Here is a 21999-nt window from a genome sequence, read left to right on the forward strand (position 1 = left end):
GCGCCCTCGGGACCGTCAGACGAACGCGGAGACGCCCGTGATGTCGCGTCCGACGATGAGCGCCTGGACCGACTCGGTGCCCTCGTACGTGTGCAGGGCCTCGATGTCGGCGAAGTGCCGCGCGACGCGGTTCTGGAGCAGGATCCCGTTGCCGCCGAGGAGGTCGCGCGCGCTCGCCGCGACCTCGCGGGCCCCGCGGGTGCACGTGTACTTGGCGAGCGACGCCTGCGGGCCGGTGAGCGTCCCCGCCTCGTCGAGGCGCGTCATCTGCGCGACGAGGAGCTGGAGCTGCGTGATCGTCGAGAGCATCTTGGTGAGGCGCTCCTGCACCATCTGGTTCGCGGCGAGCGGGCGCCCGAACTGGACGCGCTGCGTCGCGTACGCGACCGCGGCCTCGTAGCAGGCCACCGCGTGCCCGACGGCGGCCCACGCCACCCCGAGGCGCGTCGCGAAGAGCACGCGCGAGGTGTCCTTGAACGACCGCGCGCCGGGCAGGGCGTTCTCGGCGGGGACGAACACGTCGTCGAGCACGACGTGCGCCTGCCAGATCGCGCGGAGCGACACCTTGCCGGTGATGGTCGTGCCCGTGTAGCCGGGGGTGTCCTGCGGCACGACGAACCCGTGGACCTGGCCGTCGGCTCCGTGCTCGGCGTCGCCGACCAGCCGCGCCCACACGACCGTGATGTGCCCCGACGACCCGTTGCCGATCCACTTCTTCTCGCCGTTCAGCACGTAGCCCTCGACGCCGTCGCGCGTCTCCTTGCGCGCCGTCGTCTCGAGCGAGACGGAGTCCGAGCCGTGGGTGGGCTCGGTGAGCGCGAACGCGCCGAGGATCTCCCCGCGCGCCATGGGCTCGGCGTACCTCGCCCGCTGCTCGCCAGAGCCGAGCATCTGGATGCTGCGCAGCGCGAGACCGCCCTGGACGCCGCAGATCGTCGCGACGGAGCCGTCGCCGCGCGACATCTCCATCGCGGCGAGGCCCGCGCCGAGCAGGCTCACGCGCGGGCGGCCCTCGACGTCGACGCCGTCGCGCAGCAGGTCGAGCTCACCCATGCGCTTGACGAGGTCGAACGGGACCTCGGCGCGCTCCCAGTAGTCGTCGATGACCGGGAGCACCTCGTCCTGGACGAACTGCCGGACGCGCTGCTGGTGGGCGCGGTCCTCCTCGGTCGCGTCGGCGAACGCGCCGGCGTAGTCGAGGTCGAGCGGGGTCGCGAGGTCGTAGGTGGGCTCGGTGACTCCGGGCATGATCGGGGTGGTAGGCATCGGTGCTCCCCTGGGAGGGCGGCTGGGGTCGGTCGTGCGCGACCGGCTCCGGCGCGGGTTCCCGGGTGCGGGGCCCGGCGTCGGCGGCGGCCTCTCCCATAGTGCAGCGATACCCGGTATCAGTCAATCTGAGACGGCGTATCGCACCGGATCCACGGCGCCGTGCGATCTCGCGACCTCCGTCCTACCGTCGAGAGATGGCACTCGACCTGTTCGTGACGATGCACGTGCGCGACCACGACCCGGCGCGCGACTGGTACGTGCGCCTGCTCGGGTCGGCCCCGACGTTCGTCGCGACGCCCACCGAGTCCGTGTGGGAGCTCGCCGAGCGCCGGTGGCTCGTCGTCGAGCAGGTGCCCGAGCACGCCGGCCACGGCGTCGTCACGGTGTTCCGCGACGACGTCGACGCGTTCCTCGCTGCGGCCTCGGGCCGGGGCATCGAGCCGGACCGCCGCGAGACCTACGACGGCGGGGTCGTGAAGACCGTGTTCCGCGACCCCGACGGCAACGAGATCGGGCTCAGCGGCGCGCTCCCGTCGTCGTAGGGTGCGTGCGTGACGACGCCGGCCGACCGGGTGACCTGGGACGACGACGCCTCCGCGGGCGCGTGGATCGCGCCGCGCCTCGGGGAGTTCGGCCCGCGCGTCGACGGCACGGTCCCGCGCGGCTACGCGGCGTACGCGTGCGTCCCGCACCCGGGCTGGGACGACGACGTCACGCTCGCGACGCAGACCGACGCCCTGGCTGCGGCGCTCGCGCCCTTCACCGGCGACCAGCCCGTGCACCTCGCCCTGTGGACGGGCCACGCGTTCCTCTACGACCACGGCGCGGACCCGCGGACCGGCTCGGGCGTCGCGCCGCTCGTCGGGTGGCCCGAGGACGAGCCGCGGCCGACCGCCGCGGAGATCGAGCGCGCGGTCGCCGAGGCGTGGGAGCAGCTCGCGCCGACGCTCGTCGAGCGCCCGGCCGCGCCGATGCTCCTGCTCCCGCACCGCGAGTACCACCTGTGGACGGGGACCCTCGCCGACGTCGGCGCGTTCCGCGACCACGAGCAGCCGCCCAACCTGTGGTGGCCCGAGGACCGGTCGTGGTTCGTCGGGACCGAGATCGACGCCGCCGCGACCTACGTGGGCGGGAGCGACGCGCTCGTCGAGGCGCTGTGCACGGACCCGGCGCTGCGCGCGAGCCGCGCCGCGCCGTCGGACCGGATGCTGTTCGAGGACTGACCCGCGGCTGACCCGGCCGCAGGCACCCGGGTCAGGCGGGCGCGCCTGCCGCCTCGGCCTCGGCCGTCGCGCGCCGGTTGACGCGCCACCACACGAAGAACCCGACGAGCGTGAACGCGCCGTAGAACACGTACATGAACGCGGACGCGTAGAACCCGGCCGAGATCAGCAGCGGCACGCCCACGACGTCCACCGCGACCCAGATCAGCCAGAACTCGACCCAACCCTTGGCCATGCCGTACGTCGCGAGCAGCGAGCCCATGAAGATCCACGCGTCGGCCCAGACGGGCTCGTACGACTCGAGCGCCCGGAACAGGGGCGTGAGCAGCGCCGTCCCGCCGACGAGCGCGACGAGGAGGAACGCGCGCTGGCGCCACGACGCCCAGCGCGGCACGACGGCGACGCCGTGGCTGTCGGCGTCGGTCTCGCCGAGCCGGGCCTGGGTCCGGCGCCACTGCACCCACCCGTACACCGACACGACGACGAACATGACCTGCCGCCCGGCCTGGCCGAGCAGGTTGACGGGGTTGGGCGTCGCGAAGACCGCGCCGAGGAACACCGTGAGCAGCAGCAGGTTGCCGACGATGCCCACCGGCCACGCCCACACCTTGCGCCGCATGCCGCCCAGCGCCGACGCCAGGCCGAACCCGTTGCCCACGATCTCGCGCCACAGCAGGTGCTGGTCGCCGATCGTCAGCTGCGCGTCGAACAGCGCGTGGATCAGGTCCATCGGATGTCCTCGTCCTCCCGGGCACGCGTGCTCCGGGGTGAGGGCGGGCGGCGGGGCCGGGCCACGAGGGCCCGACGGCGTCGCTCACCACGGCGAGGCCGAGCCCCGTCGCGCGGGCTCGCGAGAGCCCGGCCGAGGACGGCGGCGCCGCACGTGCTTCCTCCCATCCGGACTGTCACCGTCGGTCCTGGAGTTCCACCAGGTCAACCGCGCGTGGGCGCGGGTCGCGGACTGTCACCGCCGGCTCGGAATTGCACCGACCCCGGAGCACGTTCGTGCGTACTGCGTTCTGCAACCGCCGATGCTACCGGCGCATTCCCCGACGCCGCGCCGATCGGTCACTCGATACGCGACATCGGCACATCCGACCGAGGTCGGCAGTCGCGATGACCGAACTCGGCAGAAGCTGCCGATCTCAGCTGGTCACGCGAGCGCGTCGCGGACGGCGCGCGCGACGTCGTCCGCGACGCCCTGCGCGTCCGCGTCGGCGTCCACCACGGTCACGACGACGCGGCGCGCCGTGGGCGTGCCGTCCCCGCTGCGCTCCTGGGCGGCGCCGTCGGGCGCGGCGTACCGGCCGACGGCGGCGCGGCGCAGGTCCGCGAACGCCTCCTCGAGCTGGGGGCGCAGGTCCTGGTCGGGGGAGCGCAGCCACCGGCGCAGGAGCGCGTTGTGGACGGCGACGACCGACGCGGCGAACGCGATGGACGCGGTCGACCGGCGCTCGTCCGGCGGGAGCGCGTCGCGCAGGTACGCGGTGAAGGCGCGCTCGTAGCGGTGCGTCGTGACGAGCTCGCGGTCGCGCAGCGCCGGCACCTGCTGGAGGAGCTGCCACCGCGCGAGCGACGTCTCCCGCTGCCCGACGTGGTGGTCGAACACGAGCCGCGCCGCGCGGCAGACCTCGACGTACGGGTCGACGGCGGGGTCCGGCGTGAGGCGGCCCTCCGCGTCGGGCACGGGCCGCGTCGCGGCGAGCATGACGACGACCTCGTCGAGCAGGAGCTCGTGGTCCGCGAAGACCACGTCCTCCTTGGAGCCGTAGCGGCGGAAGAAGGTGGCGCGGCTGACCTGGGCGGCGTCGGCGATCTCCTCGACGGTCGTCTGCTCGTACCCCTTGCGGGTGAAGAGCTCGATCGCTGCGTCGACGGCCTGGGCGTGGGTGCGGCTGCGGACGTCGGTCATGCACCGGACGGTACACCGGTCCCGCTCGCGCGCCCCTTCCGGCCGAGCGCCGGCGCTCCCTGCAGTCGTCCCCCGGGCCCGAAGGCCCGCACTCGGCCGTGGCGACCCCGTGCGGCCGCCGGCTGGACGTTGGCCGGGCGCGTGCCGTGGGCAGCGGCGCCCGTGGTTCGACGGTAGACCTCCCGAGCGTCCGCGTCGATGGGCGGAGGGGCTGAAAACGGTGGCCGTCCACAGGCTGCGTGGCCGTCCACAATCCCGGTGCCCTGCCCGGCGTCGGATGACACCATGGCGCCCATGCTCGTGACCCTCGCCGCGACGGCGACCCCGGGGACGCTCGACGACGCCACCGACCTCGGGTTCCTGCTGCACAAGCACCCGGACCGTGCCCAGGTGTTCGACCTGCCCGTGGGCCGCGCGCACGTGTTCTACCCCGAGGCGACGGCGGCGCGGTGCGAGGTCGCGCTGCTGCTCGAGGTCGACCCGGTCGGGATCGTGCGGAACAAGCGCTTCGGTGGCGGCGACGCCTTCGCCCTCGCGCAGTACGTCAACGACCGGCCGTACGCCGCCTCGTCGATGGTCGCCGTCGCGCTGGGCAAGGTGTTCGCGACGGCCATGGCGGGGCGGTGCGACGCCCGGCCCGAGCTGCCGGACGTCGAGCTCCCGCTGGACGTGCACGTCCCGTCCCTGCCCTGCCGCGGTGGGCCCGACCTGGCGCGCCGGCTCTTCGAGCCGCTGGGCTGGCACGTGACGGCGACCGCGGAGCCGCTCGACCCGGCCGTCCCGGCGTGGGGCGCCTCGCGGTACGTCGACCTGCGCCTGCGCGGCACGCGACGGCTCGCCGACGCGCTCGCGCAGCTCTACGTGCTGCTGCCCGTGCTCGACGACGCGAAGCACTACTGGGTGTCCACGGACGAGGTGGACAAGCTCGTGCGCGCGGGCGGCGGCTGGCTCGCCGACCACCCCGAGCGCGCGCGGATCCTGCGCCGCTACCTCGCGCACCAGCGCCGCTACGTCGAGGACGCGACGGCGCGCCTCGCCGCGCTCGACGGCGCCGCGCCCGCGGACGTGGCCGAGCCCGACGGCGAGGTCTCGCCCGACGGCGCGACGTCACCCGGGGCGGACGTGCCGGAGCCGCCGCTCGCCCGGCAGCGCGCGGACGCGGTGCTCGGGGTGCTGCACGAGGTCGGCGCGCGGACCGTCGTCGACCTCGGCTGCGGCGAGGGCATGCTCCTGCGCCGGCTCGCCGCCGACCGGACGTTCACGCGCGTCCTCGGCACCGACGTCTCCGCGCGCGAGCTCGAGCGCGCGGCCGCCCGGCTGCGCCTGCACGAGGCGAGCGACGCCGAGCGCGAGCGCGTGCGCCTGCTCCAGTCGTCCCTCACGTACACCGACGACAGGCTCACGGGGTTCGACGCCGCGGTCCTCATGGAGGTCGTCGAGCACGTGGACCCGTCGCGCCTCGACGCGCTGGCGCACGCGGTGCTGGGGCACGCGCGGCCGCGCACCGTCGTCGTCACGACGCCCAACGCGGAGTACAACGTGCACTACCCGAACCTGCTCGACGGGCCGGGCGGGAGCCGGGTGCGGCACCCCGACCACCGGTTCGAGTGGACGCGCGCCGAGCTGCGCGCGTGGGCGGGCGACGCCGCGGAGCGGTACGGGTACGCGGTCGAGCACCGCGACGTCGGACCGCTCGCGCCGGACGTCGGGGCGCCCACGCAGCTGGTGGTCCTCACGCTCGTGCCGGAGGGGGCCGTCGTGCACGACGCGCCGACCGCGGCAGGAGCCGACACGCGCGAGGGGGAGGAGGCCCGATGAGCGAGCGGACGACATCGCGGACGAGCGAGCCCGCGGCCGAGAACACGACGGAGCACGCGGCCGAGAGCGCGGGAGCGACGCGCGACCTGCGCGTCCCCGCGTCGAGCCTCGTGGTGCTCGTCGGCGTCTCCGGCTCGGGGAAGTCGACGTTCGCGCGCGAGCACTTCGGCCCGTACGAGACGGTGTCGTCGGACGTGTGCCGCGGCCTCGTGTCGAACGACGAGAACGACCAGGCGGCCACGAAGGCCGCCTTCGAGGTGCTCGAGACCATCGTGTCGAAGCGGCTCGAGGCGAACCTGCTCACCGTCGTCGACGCGACGAACGTGCAGCGCGAGGCCCGCAAGACCCTCGTCGCCCTCGCGCGCGCCCACGACGTGCTGCCCGTCGCGATCGTCCTCGACGTGCCCGAGAAGGTCGCGGTCGAGCGCAACGCGGCGTGTGCGGACCGCAGGTTCGGCGCGCACGTCGTGACGCGTCAGCGCGCGGCGCTGCGGTCGTCGCTCAAGAGCCTGCAGCGCGAGGGCTTCCGCACCGTGCACGTGCTGCGCGGGGAGGAGGAGGTCGCGGCCGCGCGGGTCGTGCGCACGCCGCTGCTCACCGACCGTAGCGACGAGCACGGCCCGTTCGACGCGATCGGCGACGTGCACGGCTGCCTCGACGAGCTGGTGACGCTCCTCGGCGAGCTGGGCTACGCCGTCGTGCGCGACGACGCGGGCCGGCCCGTCGACGCCGCGCACCCCGCGGGGCGGCGGGCGATCTTCCTCGGCGACCTCGTGGACCGCGGTCCCGACTCCCCGGGCGTGCTCCGCCTCGCGATGGGCATGGTCCGGTCCGGCCGCGCGCTCGCGGTGCCGGGCAACCACGAGCACAAGCTCGTGCGCGCGCTCGGTGGGCGCGACGTCAAGGTCTCCCACGGCCTGGAGACGACGCTCGCCCAGCTCGCCGAAGAGCCCGAGGAGTTCCGCCGCGAGGTCGCGGAGTTCTGCCGCGACCTCGTCTCCCACCTCGTGCTCGACGACGGGCGCCTCGTGGTCGCGCACGCGGGTCTCAAGGAGTCCTACCAGGGCCGGGCGTCCGGGCGGGTGCGCAGCTTCGCGCTCTACGGCGACACCACGGGCGAGACCGACGAGTTCGGGCTGCCCGTGCGCTACCCCTGGGCGGACGACTACCGCGGTCGCGCCATGGTCCTGTACGGGCACACGCCGACGCCCGAGGCCGAGTGGGTCAACAACACGATGTGCCTCGACACGGGGTGCGTGTTCGGCGGAAGGCTGTCTGCGCTGCGCTACCCGGAGAAGGAGGTGGTGCAGGTCCCGGCCGCGCGCGAGTACTACGCGCCGGCGCGCCCGTTCCTGCCGGAGCGCTCGGACGGCGCGCCGGTGCGCGAGCCCGACCTGCTCTCCGTCGCCGACGTGCTCGGGCGGCGCGCCGTCGAGACCGCGACGCACGGGCGCTTGACCGTCGGCGAGGAGCAGGCGGCGGGGGCGCTGGAGGTCATGAGCCGGTTCGCCGTCGACCCGCGGCTGCTGCTGTACCTGCCGCCGACCATGAGCCCGGTCGCGACCTCGACCCTGCCCGGCCTGCTCGAGCACCCCGACGGCGCGTTCGCCGCGTACGCGCGCGACGGCGTCGACCGGGTCGTGTGCGAGGAGAAGCACATGGGGTCGCGCGCGGTGCTGCTCGTCGCGCGCGACTCGGGGTCGGCGGACGGGTCGCGCGTCGTCGCGGAGCGGTTCGGGGTCGACGCGCCCGGCGCGGTGCACACCCGCACCGGGCGGTCGTTCTTCGACGAGCCGACGGCGGCGCTGCTGCTCGGGCGCGTCGCCGCGGCCCTCGACGCGGCCGGGACGTGGGACGCTCTCGGCGCCGACTGGGTGCTGCTCGACGCCGAGGTGCTGCCGTGGTCGCTCAAGGCCGACCAGCTCCTGCGCGACCAGTACGCGAGCGTCGGGGCGGCCGCACGGGCGGTCATGCCCGCGGCCCTGGCGGCCCTCGCCGCGGCGGAGGCGCGGGGCGTCGACGTGGGCGACCTCCGGCGTCGGACCGCGCGGCGGTCGACCGACGCCGAACTGTTCGTCGAGGCGTACCGGCGCTACCGCTGGGACACGGGCGCGGCCGTGGACGGCGACGCCGCGCCCGACCCGCTGCGCGGCGTGCAGGTCGCGCCGTTCCAGGTGCTCGCGAGCGGGACGTCCGCGCGAGCCGGGTCCGCGGAGTCGGCCGGCACGACGTACGCCGAGCGAGACCACCTGTGGCACCTCGACGTCGCGGACCGGCTCGTCGCGGCGGACCCGGCGCTGTTCCGCACGACGCGGCGCGTCGTCGTCGACCTCGCCGACGACGCGTCGCGCACCGAGGGGACGGCCTGGTGGGAGGAGCTCACGGCGGCCGGCGGCGAGGGCATGGTGGTCAAGCCGGTCGCCAACCTCGTGCGGCGCCGGGGCGCTCCCGGGAAGGGCGGCGGGCTCGTGCAGCCGGGGCTCAAGGTCCGCGGCCGGGAGTACCTGCGCATCATCTACGGCCCCGAGTACACCGAGGAGCGCAACCTCGAACGGCTGCGCGAGCGGTCGCTCGGTCGCAAGCGGTCCCTCGCGCTGCGGGAGTACGCGCTCGGCCTCGAGGCGCTGGACCGGGTGGCGCGCGGCGAGCCGACCTGGCGCGTCCACGAGCCGGTGTTCGCGGTGCTGGCGCTGGAGTCGGAGCCCGTCGACCCGCGACTGTGACGGCGACGACGGCGGGAGGCGTGCGGGGCGTCAGCCGCCCATGAAGGCGTTCATCGCGAGGACGGAGAAGAGGACCGCGGCGCCGAGCACCGCGACCGCGACGAGCCAGCCGTTCGCCCGCTCGACCGGCGGGACGGCCGGGCGCTGCGCGGGGTCGGCCTCGCGCCGTCGGGCACCGCGACGCGCCGTGAAGCGCAGGCCGCGCGCGGCCGCACGGGCGGAGGGCTGCCGGGGCGACGGCTCGGGGAGCTGCTCGGGGGACGCAGCGTCCCGGGCAGGAGTCGGGGTCGTCACGGGCGGAGCACCTCCGGAGGTCTCCGGCGCCGCTGCCCGACGCCGTGCCGCCAGTCTTCCCGTCGACCCGTCCCCGGCGCGTCGCCCGTCCGGTGGATCCTGCGGTCCACCGGGGTGCGACCTCCGGATGACCCGCCTACTCGGAGACCCGCTCCGAGGCGCCGTCCGGCGGGTCCAGGTGCGCGGGGAGCGCCTGGATGTCGTCGAGATCGAGGGGCGCGTGGTCGGGGAGGGACGGGATGCTCCCCGGAGGCACTCGTGCCGGCAGGGACTGGATACCGTCGAGGTCCGGGGGCACGGGGGCGCGCTCGGGCAGGGAGCGGACGGGACCGATGCCGTCGGGCACCGGCGCGGGCAGCGCCACGATGTCGTCGAGGTCCGGCCGAGCGAGAGGCTGGGGAGAAGGCCCCTTGTCGGGGTCGAAGGGTGCGCAGACCTCGAGCTCGAACGGGGACGCAAAGCCGACGCGAAGGATCGACGGGAGCGCCCACCCGTCCGAGGGGCCGGTCGGTGCGCTCGAGGACTCCTGCTGGGCGGCGTTGTGGCGAAGGGCCGTCGAGAGGTGGTCGACGACGAGCGCCGCGGCGCTCAGACGGGGTGCGAGCTCCTCGGCCCACGACGTGCGGAAGGCGTCGCCGTCCGGACCCGACCAGGACGTGGCGCGCACGGCCGTGTCGAGCACGTGGCGGGCGTCCTCGAGCAGTCCGCGGGCGTCTGTCGCGCGCGCGGCGAGGTTGCGCAGCTCGGAGGGACTGCTTCCCCAGAATCCTGACATCGGGCGTCCTTCGTCGTGTCCTCGAGCGAGCGTGGTCGCCGTCGACGCTAGCCGGACCGGCGAGCACGCACGATGGGGAGACCTCCCCCCGTGCCCTGAGCCCACCGAGGTCCGGGACCGGTCCGGAGTCGGCTCGCACACGGCTCGGACCTCAGCGCGGCGCGTTCTCCTGGTAGCGGGGTCGGCCGCCGCGCGCGGTGCGCTGGAGGTAGCGGACCTCGCGCAGCGCGACGGCGGCGGCGACGAGGAGCGGGAACCACGCCCAGACGCGGCCGCGCAGCACGAGGACGAGGCACACGAGCGCGACGGCGATCCCGCCGAAGACCGTCCCCACGCTCGCCCAGCGCACGCCCGTGCGCACCTCGTCGGCACGCTGCCACCAGCGCCGCAGGCGCTCGCCGAGGCCGGGTCGCGGGGTCGGGGCCGTGCTCACGGGCGGGCCTCGCGGGCGAGCGCCACGCCCTCGATGCTGCGCACGGCCATGCGCAGCGCGTCGGCCCGCGTCGCCTCGCCCTCGTCGTGCATCGCCCACGCGTTGAAGAGCATCCACCAGAGCGTGCGGACGAGCCACGCGACGCTGAGCTGGTCGTCGAACACACCGTCCGCCTGGCCGCGGCGCAGGAGGTCGCGCACCGGCTCCTCCACCGCGTCGGACTCCGCCCAGAACTCGGGCTCGCCGCCGGACAGCTCGTTGAACAGCACCATGTACCAGGGGCCGAGGTCGAAGTACTCGAACGCGAGGCGGCGCAGCGCGGACGCGGGGGCGCCGTCGTCGAGGCGGGCCGCGGTGATCGCGGCGCGCGTGCGCTCGACGGCCTCGGTCCCGATCGCCTCGACGAGGTCGGCCCGCTCGGGGAAGTAGCGGTGCAGCGTCGTGCGCCCCACCTGCGCGGCCTGGGCGACGTCGCCGAGCGACGCGGACTTGTCCGTGCTGAGCACGGCGACCGCGGCGTCGAGGATCGCGCGCCGCGTGCGCGCGCGGGTGCCGCTCTCCGCGGGCGCGCCGTCGCGCGCCGCTGCGAGGGCCGGCGCGGTGGTGGCGTCCCGCGCGCTGGTTCGTGCCGTCACGCGGCCCACGATAGCCCTCCGCGCAGTGGAACACCTCTTGCCACGAGTGGAACAGGAATGTTCCACTAGTGGTCACGCCCGTTCCGCTGCTGTGTTTCGCCCGCGTCAACCACAGTTGACACGAGAGAGGATGTCAACCATGGTTGACGCCATGCCCACGACTGACGCCACCGGCTCGCCGACCACGACGCCCGCCACGCCCGACACGCCCACCGGCCCGTTCCTCCCGCGGCTCAAGGTGCTCGGGGAGTTCGTCCGACCGCACCGCCGCACGCTCCTGCTCGGCCTCGTCCTGGGGCTGGGCACCACCGCCGCGGCGCTCGCGACGCCGATGGTCACCAAGTGGGTGCTCGACACCCTCGGGACGGGGGAGTCGCTGACCCCGGCCGTCCTCACGCTCGTCGGGCTGCTCGTCGTGGGCCTCGCGCTCGGGCTGTGGCAGTGGATCCTGCTCGGCACGCTCGCCGAGCGGGTCGTGCTCGACGCGCGGTCGTCCATGGTCCGGCGCTACTTCCGCGCGCGGATCGGTGCGCTCACCGGGCGCCCGACGGGCGAGCTCGTCACGCGCGTCACGTCCGACACCGTGCTGCTGCGGGAGGCCGCGTCGTCGAGCATCGTCAACCTCGTCAACTTCGCCGTGTCCCTCGTCGGGACGATCGTCCTCATGGGCGTGCTCGACATCGTGCTGCTCGGCACGACGCTCGGCGCGATCGTCGTCATCGCGGTGCTCGTCGGCGCGCTCATGCCGCGGATCGCGAAGGCGCAGGAGAAGGCGCAGGAGTCGCTCGGCAGCCTCGGCGGCACGCTCGAGGGCGGCCTCCGCGCGATCCGCACCATCAAGGCCAGCCGCGCCGAGGGGCGCCAGATCGAGCGGGTGCTCGACGACGCGCAGGCGTCCGCGCGGCACAGCGTCCGGGCCGTGCGGACCGAGGCGGTCGCGTGGACCATCGCGGGCGGCGGGATCCAGCTCGCGATCATCGTCATCCTCGCGCTCGGCGCGTGGCGCGTCGACGAGGGGCTGCTCGCGGTGTCGAGCCTCGTCGCGTTCCTCCTCTACGCGTTCCAGATCGTCGAGCCCGTCACCGGCCTCACCATGAACGTCACGCAGCTCCAGGCCGGTATCGCCGCCGCGGGACGCATCAGCGAGGTCCAGTCGATCGAGCCGGAGGAGGACGACGACGTCGCTCGGCCGGCCCGGGCGGGCGCGGCGGCGCTGGACCCGGCCGCTGCGGAGGCGACTCGGGAGGCCGTGGTGGGCGCGACGTCGGGCACGGACGGGACCGCTGCCGGGACGCCGCGGCTCTCCCTGCGGGGCGTCACGGCGCGCTACCTGCCCGGCGGCGAGCCCGTCGTCCGCGACCTCGACCTCGACGTGCCCCACCGGGGGCAGGTCGCGATCGTCGGGCCGTCGGGCGCGGGCAAGACCACGACGTTCTCCCTGCTGCTGCGGTTCCTCCAGCCCGAGTCCGGGCAGATCCTCCTCGACGGCGTGCCCTACGACGACCTCACGTTCGACGACGTCCGGCGCCGCTTCGCGTACGTCGAGCAGGAGACGCCCGTCGTGCCGGGGACGATCCGCGAGAACCTCCTCCTCTCCGACCCCGGTGCGACCGACGAGGCCATGTGGGCCGCGCTCGCGAAGGTCCGGCTCGAGGCCAAGGTGCGCTCGCTCGCCGAGGGCCTCGACACGTCCCTCGTCGGGACGACCGTCTCGGGCGGCGAGCGGCAGCGCGTCGCCCTCGCGCGCGCCGTCCTGCACGCGCCCGACGTCCTGCTGCTCGACGAGGCGACGGCGCAGGTCGACGGGCTCACCGAGGCCGCCGTGCACGCCGTCATCGAGGACCTCGCGCGCGACCGCGCCGTCGTGACGATCGCGCACCGCCTGTCGACCGTGATCGACGCCGACCTCATCCTCGTCATGGAGGACGGACGCGTCCGCGCCCGCGGGACGCACGCCGAGCTCCTCGCGACCGACGAGCTCTACCGCGAGCTCGTCGCCGCCTTGCGCATCGCGACCGAGGAGGCCGCCACGTCGAGATAGCGGGTGCGATGAGTTCCGGGTGCGCGCGCGGTCGGAGGTGGCGTCAGGTGTGGACGACGGCGGTCGCGGCTCGTGCCGACCGCGGAGGGTGAGGGCGGCATGGGGAACGTGACGTGCGACGTGGCGGTGTCGGTGGACGGGTTCTCGTCCCGGCCCGACCAGACGGTGGAGCACCCGTTCGGCGAGGGCGTGGACCTGCATCGGTGGATGTTCGAGACGGCTGACGAGAACCGTGCGGAGCTCGACGCGATCCTCGCCGCCGGTGCGTACGTCATGGGCCGCAACATGTTCACCCCGGGCCGCGGCGAGTGGGACCTCGACTGGCGCGGGTGGTGGGGTCCGGAGCCGCCGTACCACGGGCCCGTGTTCGTGCTCACGCACCACCCGCGCGAACCGCTCGTCATGGAGGGCGGGACGACGTTCTTCTTCGTGACCGACGGCATCGAGTCCGCCGTCGCGCAGGCGCGGGAGGCCGCGGGCGACCGGGACGTCTCCGTCGCCGGCGGCGCCGCGACCATCAACCAGGCGCTCTCGGCCGGGCTCCTCGACGAGCTCCGGCTGCACGTCGTGCCGCAGGTCCTCGGGCACGGGGACCGCGTGCTCGACGGCGTCCCGCCCCTCGCGCTCGAGACCGTCGCCGTGCGCGCCGCGTCGCTCGTCACGCACGTCACGTACCGGGTGCTGGGGCCGCTCGGCTGACGGCCCGTGTCGGGGTCGCGGTGGCTCAGTCGAGCACGGCGAGCAGGAGCGGCGCCGCGACGACGACCACGACGACCGCCCCGACGACGAGGACGCGCCGCCACAGCCCAGCGTCCTCCGCCGCGCGGCGGGTCCGGGTGCGGTCGGTCCACACCGCGCCGTCGTACCAGCGCTCGCTGCCCGACCCCGGTGCGTCCGGGTACCACCCCGCCGGTGCCTTGCGCATGTCGCCTCCTCGCGTCACGGACCCGTGAGCCCCTCCGTACGGACCTGTGTCACAGCAGCCCCACCTCTTTCACGCAGCAGAGGCCGGCGAGGTTCCCTCCGGCCGCGAACCACCGTCACCGCGGCGCCGTGGCCGACGGCGGTGGCTCGCCTCCGGGGCGGGATCCGAACGGTCAGAGACCGGCGACCTGGGCCGCTCCGTCGGTCGCGATCTGCTCGAAGACGCGCTGGTCGGCGGCGAACTGCGTGCCGGGGATCGGCCGGTGGACGACGATCTCCGTGATCCCCGCCTCCGCGTACCCGCGCGCGGTCTCGACGAACGCGTCGACCGACGCGAGCGCGGGGTCAGGCGTGAAGCCGGTGAGCAGGATCCGCTCGACCGACGCCGCGTCGCGACCGGCGTCGGCGCACGCGGCCTCCAGCCGCTCCACCTGGTCGCGGACCGCCGCGCGGGACTGCGCCGGGGTCGCGTCGTCGCCCAGGCGGCCGTCGCCCGTCGTCACCCACGCCTGGCCGTAGCGCGCGGCGAGCCGCAGGCCGCGCGGGCCGGTCGCGGCGATGGCGAACGGCACGCGCGGGGACTGCACCGGACCGGGGATGGTCCGTGCCTCGTGCGCGCGGTAGTGGCCCTCGTCGTGCGTGACGGCGGGCTCGGTGAGCAGCCGGTCCAGCAGGACCGTGAAGTCGCGCAGGCGGTCTGCCCGCTCGCGGGCGGACCACGGCTCACCGCCGAGCACCGCCGCGTCGAAGCCGGTCGTGCCCGCGCCGAGACCGACCGTGATCCGGCCGCCCGACAGGTCGTCCAGCGTCATGACGTCCTTCGCGAACGTCACCGGCTCACGGAAGTTCGGCGACGACACGAGCGTGCCCAGGCGTACCCGCTCCGTCGCGCCCGCCGCGGCGGCGAGCGTCGGGACGGCGCCGAACCACGGCCCGTCGCGGAAGGTCCGCCACGACAGGTGGTCGTACGTGTAGGCGGCGTGGAACCCGAGGTCGTCGGCCTCGCGCCACACGTCGCGGCCCTCACTCCACGGGTAGATCGGCAGGATCACGGTGCTCACGCGCATGGTCGCCAGCCTAGGGTGGGGGCGTGATCCAGCACACCGTCGCCTTCCGCCTCGTCCACCCCGCCGGCAGCGCCGAGGAGGCCGAGTTCCTCGGCACCGCGCGCCGCACGCTCACCGCGATCCCGGGGGTGCGGGACTTCACGGTCTCGCGCCAGGTGAGCGCCAAGAGCCCGCTGACGTTCCAGTTCTCCATGGTGTTCGACGACGACGCCGCGTACGCCGCGTACGACGCCCACCCGGACCACCGCGGGTTCGTCGCCGACCGCTGGGTGCCCGAGGTCGCGGAGTTCCAGGAGCTCGACCTCGTCCCGCTCGCCGACTGACTGCATCGCCGCCCGGTGCCTTCGCCGAGGTAGAACATCGCGTCGCGAGGTAGAGCTCGGCGCGTTCTACCTCGCGACCGGACGTTCTACCTCGCGGGACGGGGGCTCCTGCGGGCGGGGGCAGTCGCCCGGTGTGGCAGGGTGACGGCATGACCCAGATCGACCTGCGCATCTTCACCGAGCCCCAGCAGGGCGCCTCCTACGACGACCTCCTCGCGGTCGCGAAGGCCACCGAGGACCTCGGGTTCGACGCCTTCTTCCGCTCCGACCACTACCTCGTCATGGGCGACGGCGACGGGCTGCCCGGCCCGACCGACGCGTGGACGACGCTCGCCGGCCTGGCCCGCGAGACGAGCCGCATCCGGCTCGGCACGCTCGTGTCGTCGGCGACGTTCCGCCACCCGGGCGTGCTGGCGATCCAGGTCGCGCAGGTCGACCAGATGTCGGGCGGTCGCGTGGAGCTCGGGCTCGGCGCGGGCTGGTTCGCGCGCGAGCACGAGGCGTACGGCATCCCGTTCCCGGAGAAGCGGTTCGGGATCCTCGAGGAGCAGCTCGCGGTGATCACCGGGCTGTGGGAGACGCCGGTCGGGGAGACGTTCTCGTTCAGCGGCGAGCACTACACGCTCACCGACTCCCCGGCCCTGCCGAAGCCCGCGCAGGAGCACGTCCCGGTGATCGTCGGCGGCCACGGTCCCCGGCGCACCCCGGCGCTCGCGGCCCGGTACGCGAGCGAGTTCAACGCGGCGTTCCCCGACCCGGGCGTCCTGCCCGACCGGTTCGAGAACGTGCGCGCCGCGTGCCTTGACGCCGACCGTGACCCCGACTCGCTCGTGTACTCGGCGGCGTTCGTCGTCGCGGTGGGCAAGGACGAGGCGGAGTTCCGCCGTCGGGCCGACGCGATCGGGCGCGAGCCCGACGAGGTGCGCCGCAACGGCCTGGCCGGGACGGTCTCCGAGGTCGCGGACAAGATCGCCGCCGCGGCCGAGCAGGGCGCGACGCGCTTCTACCTCCAGGTGCTCGACCTGCACGACCTCGACCACCTCGACCTCATCGCGTCTGAGGTCGTGCCGCAGCTGCCCTGACCGTCCGTGCCCGCGTCGCGACGTCAGGCTCGTCGCGACGTGGGCATCGTCGACGGCGACCGCGACCGCGACCGCGGCCGGTGCCGTCCGCCCGCCGCAGGCGTCCACCCGTCGGACGCCCGGCGCGCCGGCGCCGTGAATTCTCCGTTTCCGCCCGTGAACGACTCGTTTCCGGCTCGTGCGGGTCGCCGCCGGGTGAGCGCTCACCCGGTCGCGTACGACGGCGTCCGACCGGGTCGGGAACGGCACCGCACCAACGATCCGGCGCACCTCGACGACGTGGCGCCGCCCGCGGCCCGGCCCGTTCACATCTGACCTGGGGCGGAAGAGAGGCCGTCGCGTCACCCCGCACGACCCGTGACAAGCCCGCCCGGCACCGCTACGTTCGGCGCAGACGACGAGGTGGCCCGCTGGTGCGGGCCACCTCGACCCGTCTCGGCCCGCGCTCGACCGGCTCGGCCGCACCGCACGTCCCGCACGGCACCGCACCGCACGTCCCGCACGGCACCGCACCACGGCACGACACGCACCACGTCACGACGCCGACGACGTCGCCGCACCCGGGCTCTCGACGACCCGGCGGGTCCGCCCGCCGTCGTCCGCCGTCGGCCCGACCGCGCCCCCCGGAGGATTCCCGGGGCCCCGTCGAGAGCCGGAGGTCTACGATGCCCGTCTCCGAGTTCGACCGCCTGGTCGTCACCCCGCGCCGTACGCAGCACGTGCGGCCCGCGACGTTCGGCCCGAGCGCCGACGTCGACCGCCCGACCGGCCCGCCGCGCGACGAGAACTCCGCCGCGCGCTCGCCGTCGCTCGTCATGATCATGCTGCTGGCGACGCTCGGCGTCGTCGCGTACGCGGTGTTCCTGCTCAACCCGGCCAACCGCGGCGACGCGCTGCCGTACGTCATGGTCATCACGGCCGAGTCGGTGCTCGTCGCCCAGGCGCTGCTGGCGATGTGGACCGTCCTGTCGAGCGGGCACGACCCGCGCGGGTTCTCGTTCCACCACGCGAAGGACCGCCTGTTCGACGTCCCGGAGATCATCCGCGACGGCGCCGAGGACGACCCGACGCGCTGGAACCTGTACCTCCACGACCGTCCCGTCACGGTCGACGTCCTCATCACGACCTACGGCGAGGACCTCGACACCATCGCGCGCACGGTGCGCGCTGCCCTCGCGGTCCGCGGCACCCACCGCACGTGGGTGCTCGACGACGGCCGGTCCGACGACGTCCGCGACCTCGCCGCCCAGCTCGGGGCGCGCTACGTGCGACGGCTGTCGAGCAACGGCGCGAAGGCCGGCAACGTCAACCACGCGCTCGCCATCGCCAAGGGCGACTTCTTCGTCATCCTCGACGCCGACTTCGTCGCCAGGCCCGAGCTCCTCGTGGAGACCGTGCCGTTCTTCGTCAAGGACGACGTCGCGTTCGTCCAGACGCCGCAGACCTACGGCAACCTCGACAACCTCATCTCGCGCGGCGCCGGGTACATGCAGGCCGTCTTCTACCGGTTCGTGCAGCCTGGCCGCAACCGCTTCAACGCCGCGTTCTGCGTCGGGACCAACGTGATCTTCCGCCGCGCCGCGATCGACGACATCGGCGGCATGCACACCGACTCCAAGTCCGAGGACGTGTGGACGTCGCTCATGCTCCACGAGCGCGGGTGGCGCACGATCTACATCCCCACGACGCTCGCGGTCGGCGACACCCCGGAGACCGTCGAGGCGTACACCAAGCAGCAGCTGCGCTGGGCGACCGGCGGGTTCGAGATCCTGCTCCAGCACAACCCGCTCAGCCCGCGCCGCACCCTCACGCTCGACCAGCGGCTCCAGTACACCGTCACCGCGACGCACTACCTCGCGGGCATCGCGCCGCTCGTGCTGCTGCTCGTGCCGCCGCTGCAGATCTACCTCGACCTCACGCCCATGAACCTCACCATCTCGTGGGGCACGTGGCTGCTCTACTACGCGGGCTTCTACGTGCTCCAGATCGCCATCGCGTTCTTCACGCTCGGGTCGTTCCGGTGGGAGGTGCTCATGCTCGCGTCCGTGTCGTTCCCCATCTACACCACGGCCCTGTGGAACGCGCTGACCGGCAAGGAGCAGGCGTGGCACGTGACCGGCAGCAAGGGGAAGGTCACGTCGCCGTTCAACTACATGATCCCGCAGGTGCTGTTCTTCGCGTTCCTGCTCGTGACGTCGGTGGTCGGGGCCTGGAAGGAGTGGGGCGACCTGATGCCGAGCCTCGCGCTCGCCTGGAACGTCACCAACACGCTGATCCTGGGCGCGTTCGTCGTGACGGCCCTCCGAGAGTCGCGGTCGACACGCCTGGCGGCTCGGGACGGAGGGCGTTCCGCCCGGCCGCGAGACGGAGCGGCCGCGGCCGTCGTCGACGAGGCGTTGTCGGCGCGGCTCGGCGTGGAGGTGACGGTCGGCGTCGGGACGCGGGCCGGGAGGCGGCGGGCGCGCCGTGGCGGGGACTCGTCGTCCGGACCTGTCGGAGGTGTCGCATGACCTGGTCGAACCGCTTCCGCCTCGTGGGCGGGCTGCTCGTGGTGGTGCTCGTGTGCGCGGCGCTCACGCTCGTCATGAACCGGCGCCTCGGGCAGGCGACGAGTACCACGGCGACCATCCGGGCCGAGGTGCTCGACGTCGGCAGCGACTACGCGGGGACCGTCACCGCGGCGGAGGTCGCCGAGGGGGACGAGGTCGCCGCGGGCGACCCGCTGTTCACCGTGAGCAGCCTGACGCTCCAGCACGACATCGCGCTCGGGCTCGTCAGCGCCGACACGTCCGCGTACCGGGTGGCGCCCGACGGGACGATCACGCTGGTCGCGCCCTACGACGCCGTGGTCACCGACGTCACGACCCGCGAGGGCGGGTTCGTCCAGGCCGGCGAGGTGATCGCGTCGCTCGAGCGCGAAGGGTCGCTGTTCGTCGACGCCCGGCTGACGCTCGACCCGAGCGACTTCGCGCGCGTCCGCCAGGGCGCGGAGGTCACGGTGGTGCTGCCGAACCAGGTGGAGATCGCGGGCGAGGTCGCGTCGGTCGCGGTGCAGAACACCGCCAACCAGGCGGAGGCCACGATCGAGGTCACGAGCGACGCGCTCGTGCGCGGTGCGGAGCACGGCCTCGTCGCGTCGGGCACGCCCGTCACGGCGAGCATCGAGCTGCACGACGACGGCCCGCTCGCCGGGGTCGACGAGTCGTTCGGCGCGTTCCTCCGCAAGGTGGGGCTGTGACGCCCCGCCGGGGTCGACCCGTCCGCCACGAGATCGACCTCCCGAAGGTCGATCTCGGACGCTCGGGCCGATCTCGCGGACGGGCCGTCGTGGTGGTGCTCGCATCGGCAGCCCTCGTCACCGGGTGCGGGCTGTTCGAGACGGACGTGTCGCCCCGGGCGACGGGACCGCCCGGGGCGGGCTCCGCCGTCGGGCACCCCGCCGCGGACCTGACCGGGACCGTCCCCCACGTCGACCCGTCGATCCTGCCGCAGGAGTCGGTCGCTCCGATGCCTACCGCCCGGCTCGCGGACGGCCTGGTGCCGCCGACCAACCGCTGGTTCTCCGGGCTGGTGTTCGGCGACGAGCCGCTGCCGGTGTTCCCCGTGCCGCTCGCGTTCGGCGTGACCGACGGCGGGTTCGCGTTCGGCCTGCCCGACGTCGAGGTCACCGAGCAGTCGATCCTCGGCCCGTTCGTGCCGCGGGTCGGCGTGGACGTCGGGGCGGAGTCGGTCGAGGTCACCGCCTACGACACCGCGTCCGTCATGGTCGACCTGCTCGACGCAGGCTCCGTCCTGGGGACGGTGGCCCTCGTCGAGGGGTCGCCCGTCCTGCGGTACACCGCGGCGACGGACCAGACGGCGGCGCTCACCGTCGCGTTCGACGCGGCGGACGGACTCGTCACGACCGAGGCGGGCGGACGCGAGTACGTGCTGGTCGGGGCGGAGGGCGCGCTGTCCGACGACGGTCGTTCGCTCGACCTCGCCGCGGGCGACTCCGTCGCGTGGTTCCCCGTGCCCGACGGCGCCCCGGACGGTGCCGTCGCGACGCTCGCCGAGGCGGCCGCGCACCCCGTCACGGGCACGACCCTCGCGTACGGCGTGGCCGACGCCGCCGCCACCACGGCGATCACCTACGAGACCGGGAGTGACGAGCCCGGGCCAGGGACCGTCGTCGTGCGGCTGCCGCACCAGCGCGAGGGCGACGGCGCGTCGTGCGGCCTGGGCACCTACGCGACCGTGCTCGGGACGGTCGACGTGTGCACGGCGAGCACGCTCGCCTGGTCGAGTCCAGCCGTCGAACCCGCCGGGGCGCTCGACCTCTCCGGGCTGGGCGAGGACGAGACGACGGAGCTCGCCGACCAGGTGCGGGCCGACGCCGCGGCGCTCGAGGCGGGGTCTCTCGAGGTGCCGTCGGACACGTACTTCGGCGGCAAGGCGCTCGCGCGCGACGCGAACCTGCTCGCCCTCGCCGAACAGCTCGGGCTCGACGACGTCGCGGCGCCGCTGCGCGACGACCTCTCGGCCGCGCTGCGCGAGTGGGCCGAGCCCTCCGGCTGCGCGGAGCGCGACGCGCGCTGCTTCGTCTACGACCCCGAGGTGCGCAGCGTCGTCGGGCGGACGCCGTCGTTCGGCTCGGACGAGCTCAACGACCACCACTTCCACTACGGGTACTTCCTCTACGCCGCGGGCGTCGTCGCAGCCGACGACCCGGCGCTCGCCGCGGACCTCGCGCCCGTGCTCGACCTGCTCGCCGCGGACGTCGCGTCCGGCGCGGGCGACGAGGACTTCCCGGCGCTGCGCGTGTTCGACGCGTACGCCGGCCACTCGTGGGCGTCGGGGTACGCGCCCTTCGCGGACGGGAACAACCAGGAGTCCGCGTCCGAGGCGGTGTCCGCGTGGAACGGGCTGGCGCTGTGGGCGCAGGCGTCGGGGGACGCGACGCTCGAGGCGCAGGCGCGCTGGCTGCTGTCCGCCGAGGCGGCGTCGGCGCGCGCGTACTGGACCGACGTCGACCGCGACGACCCGGCGCTCGACGGGTTCGGGCACACCGTGACGTCGCTCGTGTGGGGCGGCAAGCGCGACTGGGCCACGTGGTTCAGCGCCGAGCCGAGCGCGATGCTCGGCATCCTCGTGCTGCCGACGCAGCCCGTCGCCGGCTACCTCGCGGGCGACCCGGAGCGCATCCGGGCGAACCTCGACGAGGCGCTCGCGGGCCCCCGCGACGACCCCGCGTCGTGGGACGTGCTGTTCGGCGACCAGCTCCTCATGTACGCGGCGCTCGCCGGCCCGGACGACGCCGCGGCCGCACTGGAGGTCGCCCGCACCCTCCCGGCGGAACGCATCGACGACGGCACCACCCGCAGCTACCTCCTGGCATGGCTCCAGGTGCACGCGGCCGCGTAGCACCGCTGCCGAACCCGGGGTCGTTCCTCACCGGACCGCCCGCGTGGGGAGCAACCCCGGGTTCGGCGGGCACTACC

At 74.5% G+C, this 21999-nt stretch carries 20 protein-coding genes and 1 riboswitch; of the genes, 11 read left to right on the forward strand and 9 right to left on the reverse strand.

Features of this window, described 5'->3' with window-relative positions; all coding sequences use genetic code 11:
- Window positions 1–15: 15 nt before the first annotated feature.
- On the reverse strand, window positions 16–1266 hold the full coding sequence (locus ABWU78_RS04385) for an acyl-CoA dehydrogenase family protein (RefSeq protein ID WP_439157661.1): 1251 nt from the start codon (window positions 1264–1266) through the stop codon (window positions 16–18).
- Window positions 1267–1463: 197 nt separating this feature from the next.
- Here ABWU78_RS04385 and ABWU78_RS04390 point away from each other — a divergent pair, with 197 nt between their 5' ends.
- Window positions 1464–1811 (forward strand): VOC family protein, encoded by a 348-nt coding sequence (locus tag ABWU78_RS04390; RefSeq protein WP_439157662.1) that lies wholly within the window; start codon window positions 1464–1466, stop codon window positions 1809–1811.
- Window positions 1812–1820: 9 nt separating this feature from the next.
- Window positions 1821–2492, forward strand: coding sequence for a hypothetical protein (locus ABWU78_RS04395; protein WP_439157663.1), 672 nt, complete (start codon window positions 1821–1823; stop codon window positions 2490–2492).
- Window positions 2493–2523: 31 nt separating this feature from the next.
- On the opposite strand, the gene pnuC is transcribed toward ABWU78_RS04395, so the two are convergent.
- On the reverse strand, window positions 2524–3222 hold the full coding sequence (pnuC, locus tag ABWU78_RS04400; RefSeq protein WP_253054056.1) for a nicotinamide riboside transporter PnuC: 699 nt from the start codon (window positions 3220–3222) through the stop codon (window positions 2524–2526).
- Between the two features lie 150 nt (window positions 3223–3372).
- Window positions 3373–3496: riboswitch (FMN riboswitch) on the reverse strand.
- A gap of 149 nt (window positions 3497–3645) precedes the next feature.
- Entirely contained in the window at window positions 3646–4404 is a 759-nt protein-coding gene (locus ABWU78_RS04405) for a TetR/AcrR family transcriptional regulator (protein ID WP_253054054.1), read from the reverse strand.
- 294 nt (window positions 4405–4698) lie between these two features.
- Between ABWU78_RS04405 and ABWU78_RS04410 the strand changes: the two genes are divergently transcribed.
- Both ABWU78_RS04410 and ABWU78_RS04415 read left to right on the forward strand, forming a co-directional pair.
- Window positions 4699–6222 carry a 3' terminal RNA ribose 2'-O-methyltransferase Hen1 gene (locus tag ABWU78_RS04410; RefSeq protein ID WP_439157664.1) on the forward strand — a complete coding sequence of 508 codons (1524 nt, stop codon included), beginning with the start codon at window positions 4699–4701 and terminating at the stop codon, window positions 6220–6222.
- Window positions 6219–8945 carry a polynucleotide kinase-phosphatase gene (locus ABWU78_RS04415; protein ID WP_439157665.1) on the forward strand — a complete coding sequence of 909 codons (2727 nt, stop codon included), beginning with the start codon at window positions 6219–6221 and terminating at the stop codon, window positions 8943–8945. Before ABWU78_RS04410 ends, ABWU78_RS04415 begins: the two co-directional genes overlap by 4 nt.
- Window positions 8946–8975: 30 nt before the next feature.
- Here the strand turns inward: ABWU78_RS04415 and ABWU78_RS04420 are convergent, their stop codons facing one another.
- The 4 genes from ABWU78_RS04420 to ABWU78_RS04435 all read right to left on the reverse strand — a co-directional run bounded on the left by ABWU78_RS04420 (window position 8976) and on the right by ABWU78_RS04435 (window position 11082).
- The gene (locus tag ABWU78_RS04420) at window positions 8976–9239 is read right to left on the reverse strand and encodes a hypothetical protein (protein WP_353708329.1); all 264 of its coding nucleotides are present in this window, start codon (window positions 9237–9239) and stop codon (window positions 8976–8978) included.
- 136 nt (window positions 9240–9375) lie between these two features.
- A complete protein-coding gene (locus ABWU78_RS04425; protein WP_439157666.1) occupies window positions 9376–10014 on the reverse strand; it encodes a WXG100 family type VII secretion target in 639 nt (212 codons plus the stop codon).
- 151 nt (window positions 10015–10165) lie between these two features.
- The gene (locus ABWU78_RS04430; RefSeq protein WP_439157667.1) at window positions 10166–10447 is read right to left on the reverse strand and encodes a hypothetical protein; all 282 of its coding nucleotides are present in this window, start codon (window positions 10445–10447) and stop codon (window positions 10166–10168) included.
- Complete coding sequence (locus ABWU78_RS04435; protein WP_353708332.1) at window positions 10444–11082, reverse strand: TetR/AcrR family transcriptional regulator; 639 nt, start codon at window positions 11080–11082, stop codon at window positions 10444–10446. Before ABWU78_RS04435 ends, ABWU78_RS04430 begins: the two co-directional genes overlap by 4 nt.
- A gap of 151 nt (window positions 11083–11233) precedes the next feature.
- Here ABWU78_RS04435 and ABWU78_RS04440 point away from each other — a divergent pair, with 151 nt between their 5' ends.
- Window positions 11234–13123, forward strand: a complete 1890-nt coding sequence (locus ABWU78_RS04440) for an ABC transporter ATP-binding protein (RefSeq protein WP_439157668.1) — start codon at window positions 11234–11236, stop codon at window positions 13121–13123.
- 99 nt (window positions 13124–13222) lie between these two features.
- The gene (locus ABWU78_RS04445) at window positions 13223–13822 is read left to right on the forward strand and encodes a dihydrofolate reductase family protein (RefSeq protein WP_253054040.1); all 600 of its coding nucleotides are present in this window, start codon (window positions 13223–13225) and stop codon (window positions 13820–13822) included.
- A gap of 25 nt (window positions 13823–13847) precedes the next feature.
- On the opposite strand, the gene ABWU78_RS04450 is transcribed toward ABWU78_RS04445, so the two are convergent.
- Complete coding sequence (locus tag ABWU78_RS04450; RefSeq protein ID WP_253054038.1) at window positions 13848–14048, reverse strand: DUF2510 domain-containing protein; 201 nt, start codon at window positions 14046–14048, stop codon at window positions 13848–13850.
- Between the two features lie 172 nt (window positions 14049–14220).
- Window positions 14221–15114 (reverse strand): LLM class flavin-dependent oxidoreductase, encoded by an 894-nt coding sequence (locus ABWU78_RS04455; protein WP_439157669.1) that lies wholly within the window; start codon window positions 15112–15114, stop codon window positions 14221–14223.
- A 23-nt stretch (window positions 15115–15137) separates the two neighbouring features.
- Between ABWU78_RS04455 and ABWU78_RS04460 the strand changes: the two genes are divergently transcribed.
- The 5 genes from ABWU78_RS04460 to ABWU78_RS04480 all read left to right on the forward strand — a co-directional run bounded on the left by ABWU78_RS04460 (window position 15138) and on the right by ABWU78_RS04480 (window position 21922).
- The gene (locus ABWU78_RS04460) at window positions 15138–15437 is read left to right on the forward strand and encodes a Dabb family protein (protein WP_253054032.1); all 300 of its coding nucleotides are present in this window, start codon (window positions 15138–15140) and stop codon (window positions 15435–15437) included.
- Window positions 15438–15595: 158 nt separating this feature from the next.
- Window positions 15596–16519: an LLM class F420-dependent oxidoreductase gene (locus tag ABWU78_RS04465; RefSeq protein ID WP_353709481.1), complete on the forward strand. Its 924-nt coding sequence runs from the start codon at window positions 15596–15598 to the stop codon at window positions 16517–16519.
- 665 nt (window positions 16520–17184) lie between these two features.
- On the forward strand, window positions 17185–19029 hold the full coding sequence (locus tag ABWU78_RS04470) for a glycosyltransferase family 2 protein (protein WP_439157670.1): 1845 nt from the start codon (window positions 17185–17187) through the stop codon (window positions 19027–19029).
- Window positions 19026–19757, forward strand: a complete 732-nt coding sequence (locus tag ABWU78_RS04475; RefSeq protein WP_439157671.1) for an HlyD family efflux transporter periplasmic adaptor subunit — start codon at window positions 19026–19028, stop codon at window positions 19755–19757. The genes ABWU78_RS04470 and ABWU78_RS04475 overlap by 4 nt, the downstream gene beginning before the upstream one ends.
- A gap of 89 nt (window positions 19758–19846) precedes the next feature.
- On the forward strand, window positions 19847–21922 hold the full coding sequence (locus tag ABWU78_RS04480) for a glycosyl hydrolase (RefSeq protein ID WP_439157672.1): 2076 nt from the start codon (window positions 19847–19849) through the stop codon (window positions 21920–21922).
- Window positions 21923–21999: the final 77 nt, after the last annotated feature.

Origin of the sequence: Cellulosimicrobium sp. CpK407, from assembly GCF_051844275.1 — a bacterium.
In the GTDB taxonomy this organism is placed as follows: Bacteria; Actinomycetota; Actinomycetes; order Actinomycetales; family Cellulomonadaceae; genus Cellulosimicrobium; species Cellulosimicrobium cellulans_G.

Bases quoted from the DNA above. Each gene is read 5' to 3' on its own strand.
- ABWU78_RS04390 (WP_439157662.1), top strand. From the start codon at position 1,464: ATGGCACTCGACCTGTTCGTGACGATGCACGTGCGCGACCACGACCCG.
- ABWU78_RS04445 (WP_253054040.1), top strand. From the start codon at position 13,223: ATGGGGAACGTGACGTGCGACGTGGCGGTGTCGGTGGACGGGTTCTCG.
- pnuC (WP_253054056.1), bottom strand. From the start codon at position 3,222: ATGGACCTGATCCACGCGCTGTTCGACGCGCAGCTGACGATCGGCGAC.
- ABWU78_RS04475 (WP_439157671.1), top strand. From the start codon at position 19,026: ATGACCTGGTCGAACCGCTTCCGCCTCGTGGGCGGGCTGCTCGTGGTG.
- ABWU78_RS04385 (WP_439157661.1), bottom strand. From the start codon at position 1,266: ATGCCTACCACCCCGATCATGCCCGGAGTCACCGAGCCCACCTACGAC.
- ABWU78_RS04455 (WP_439157669.1), bottom strand. From the start codon at position 15,114: ATGCGCGTGAGCACCGTGATCCTGCCGATCTACCCGTGGAGTGAGGGC.
- ABWU78_RS04410 (WP_439157664.1), top strand. From the start codon at position 4,699: ATGCTCGTGACCCTCGCCGCGACGGCGACCCCGGGGACGCTCGACGAC.
- ABWU78_RS04415 (WP_439157665.1), top strand. From the start codon at position 6,219: ATGAGCGAGCGGACGACATCGCGGACGAGCGAGCCCGCGGCCGAGAAC.
- ABWU78_RS04440 (WP_439157668.1), top strand. From the start codon at position 11,234: ATGCCCACGACTGACGCCACCGGCTCGCCGACCACGACGCCCGCCACG.
- ABWU78_RS04425 (WP_439157666.1), bottom strand. From the start codon at position 10,014: ATGTCAGGATTCTGGGGAAGCAGTCCCTCCGAGCTGCGCAACCTCGCC.
- ABWU78_RS04405 (WP_253054054.1), bottom strand. From the start codon at position 4,404: ATGACCGACGTCCGCAGCCGCACCCACGCCCAGGCCGTCGACGCAGCG.
- ABWU78_RS04470 (WP_439157670.1), top strand. From the start codon at position 17,185: ATGCCCGTCTCCGAGTTCGACCGCCTGGTCGTCACCCCGCGCCGTACG.
- ABWU78_RS04450 (WP_253054038.1), bottom strand. From the start codon at position 14,048: ATGCGCAAGGCACCGGCGGGGTGGTACCCGGACGCACCGGGGTCGGGC.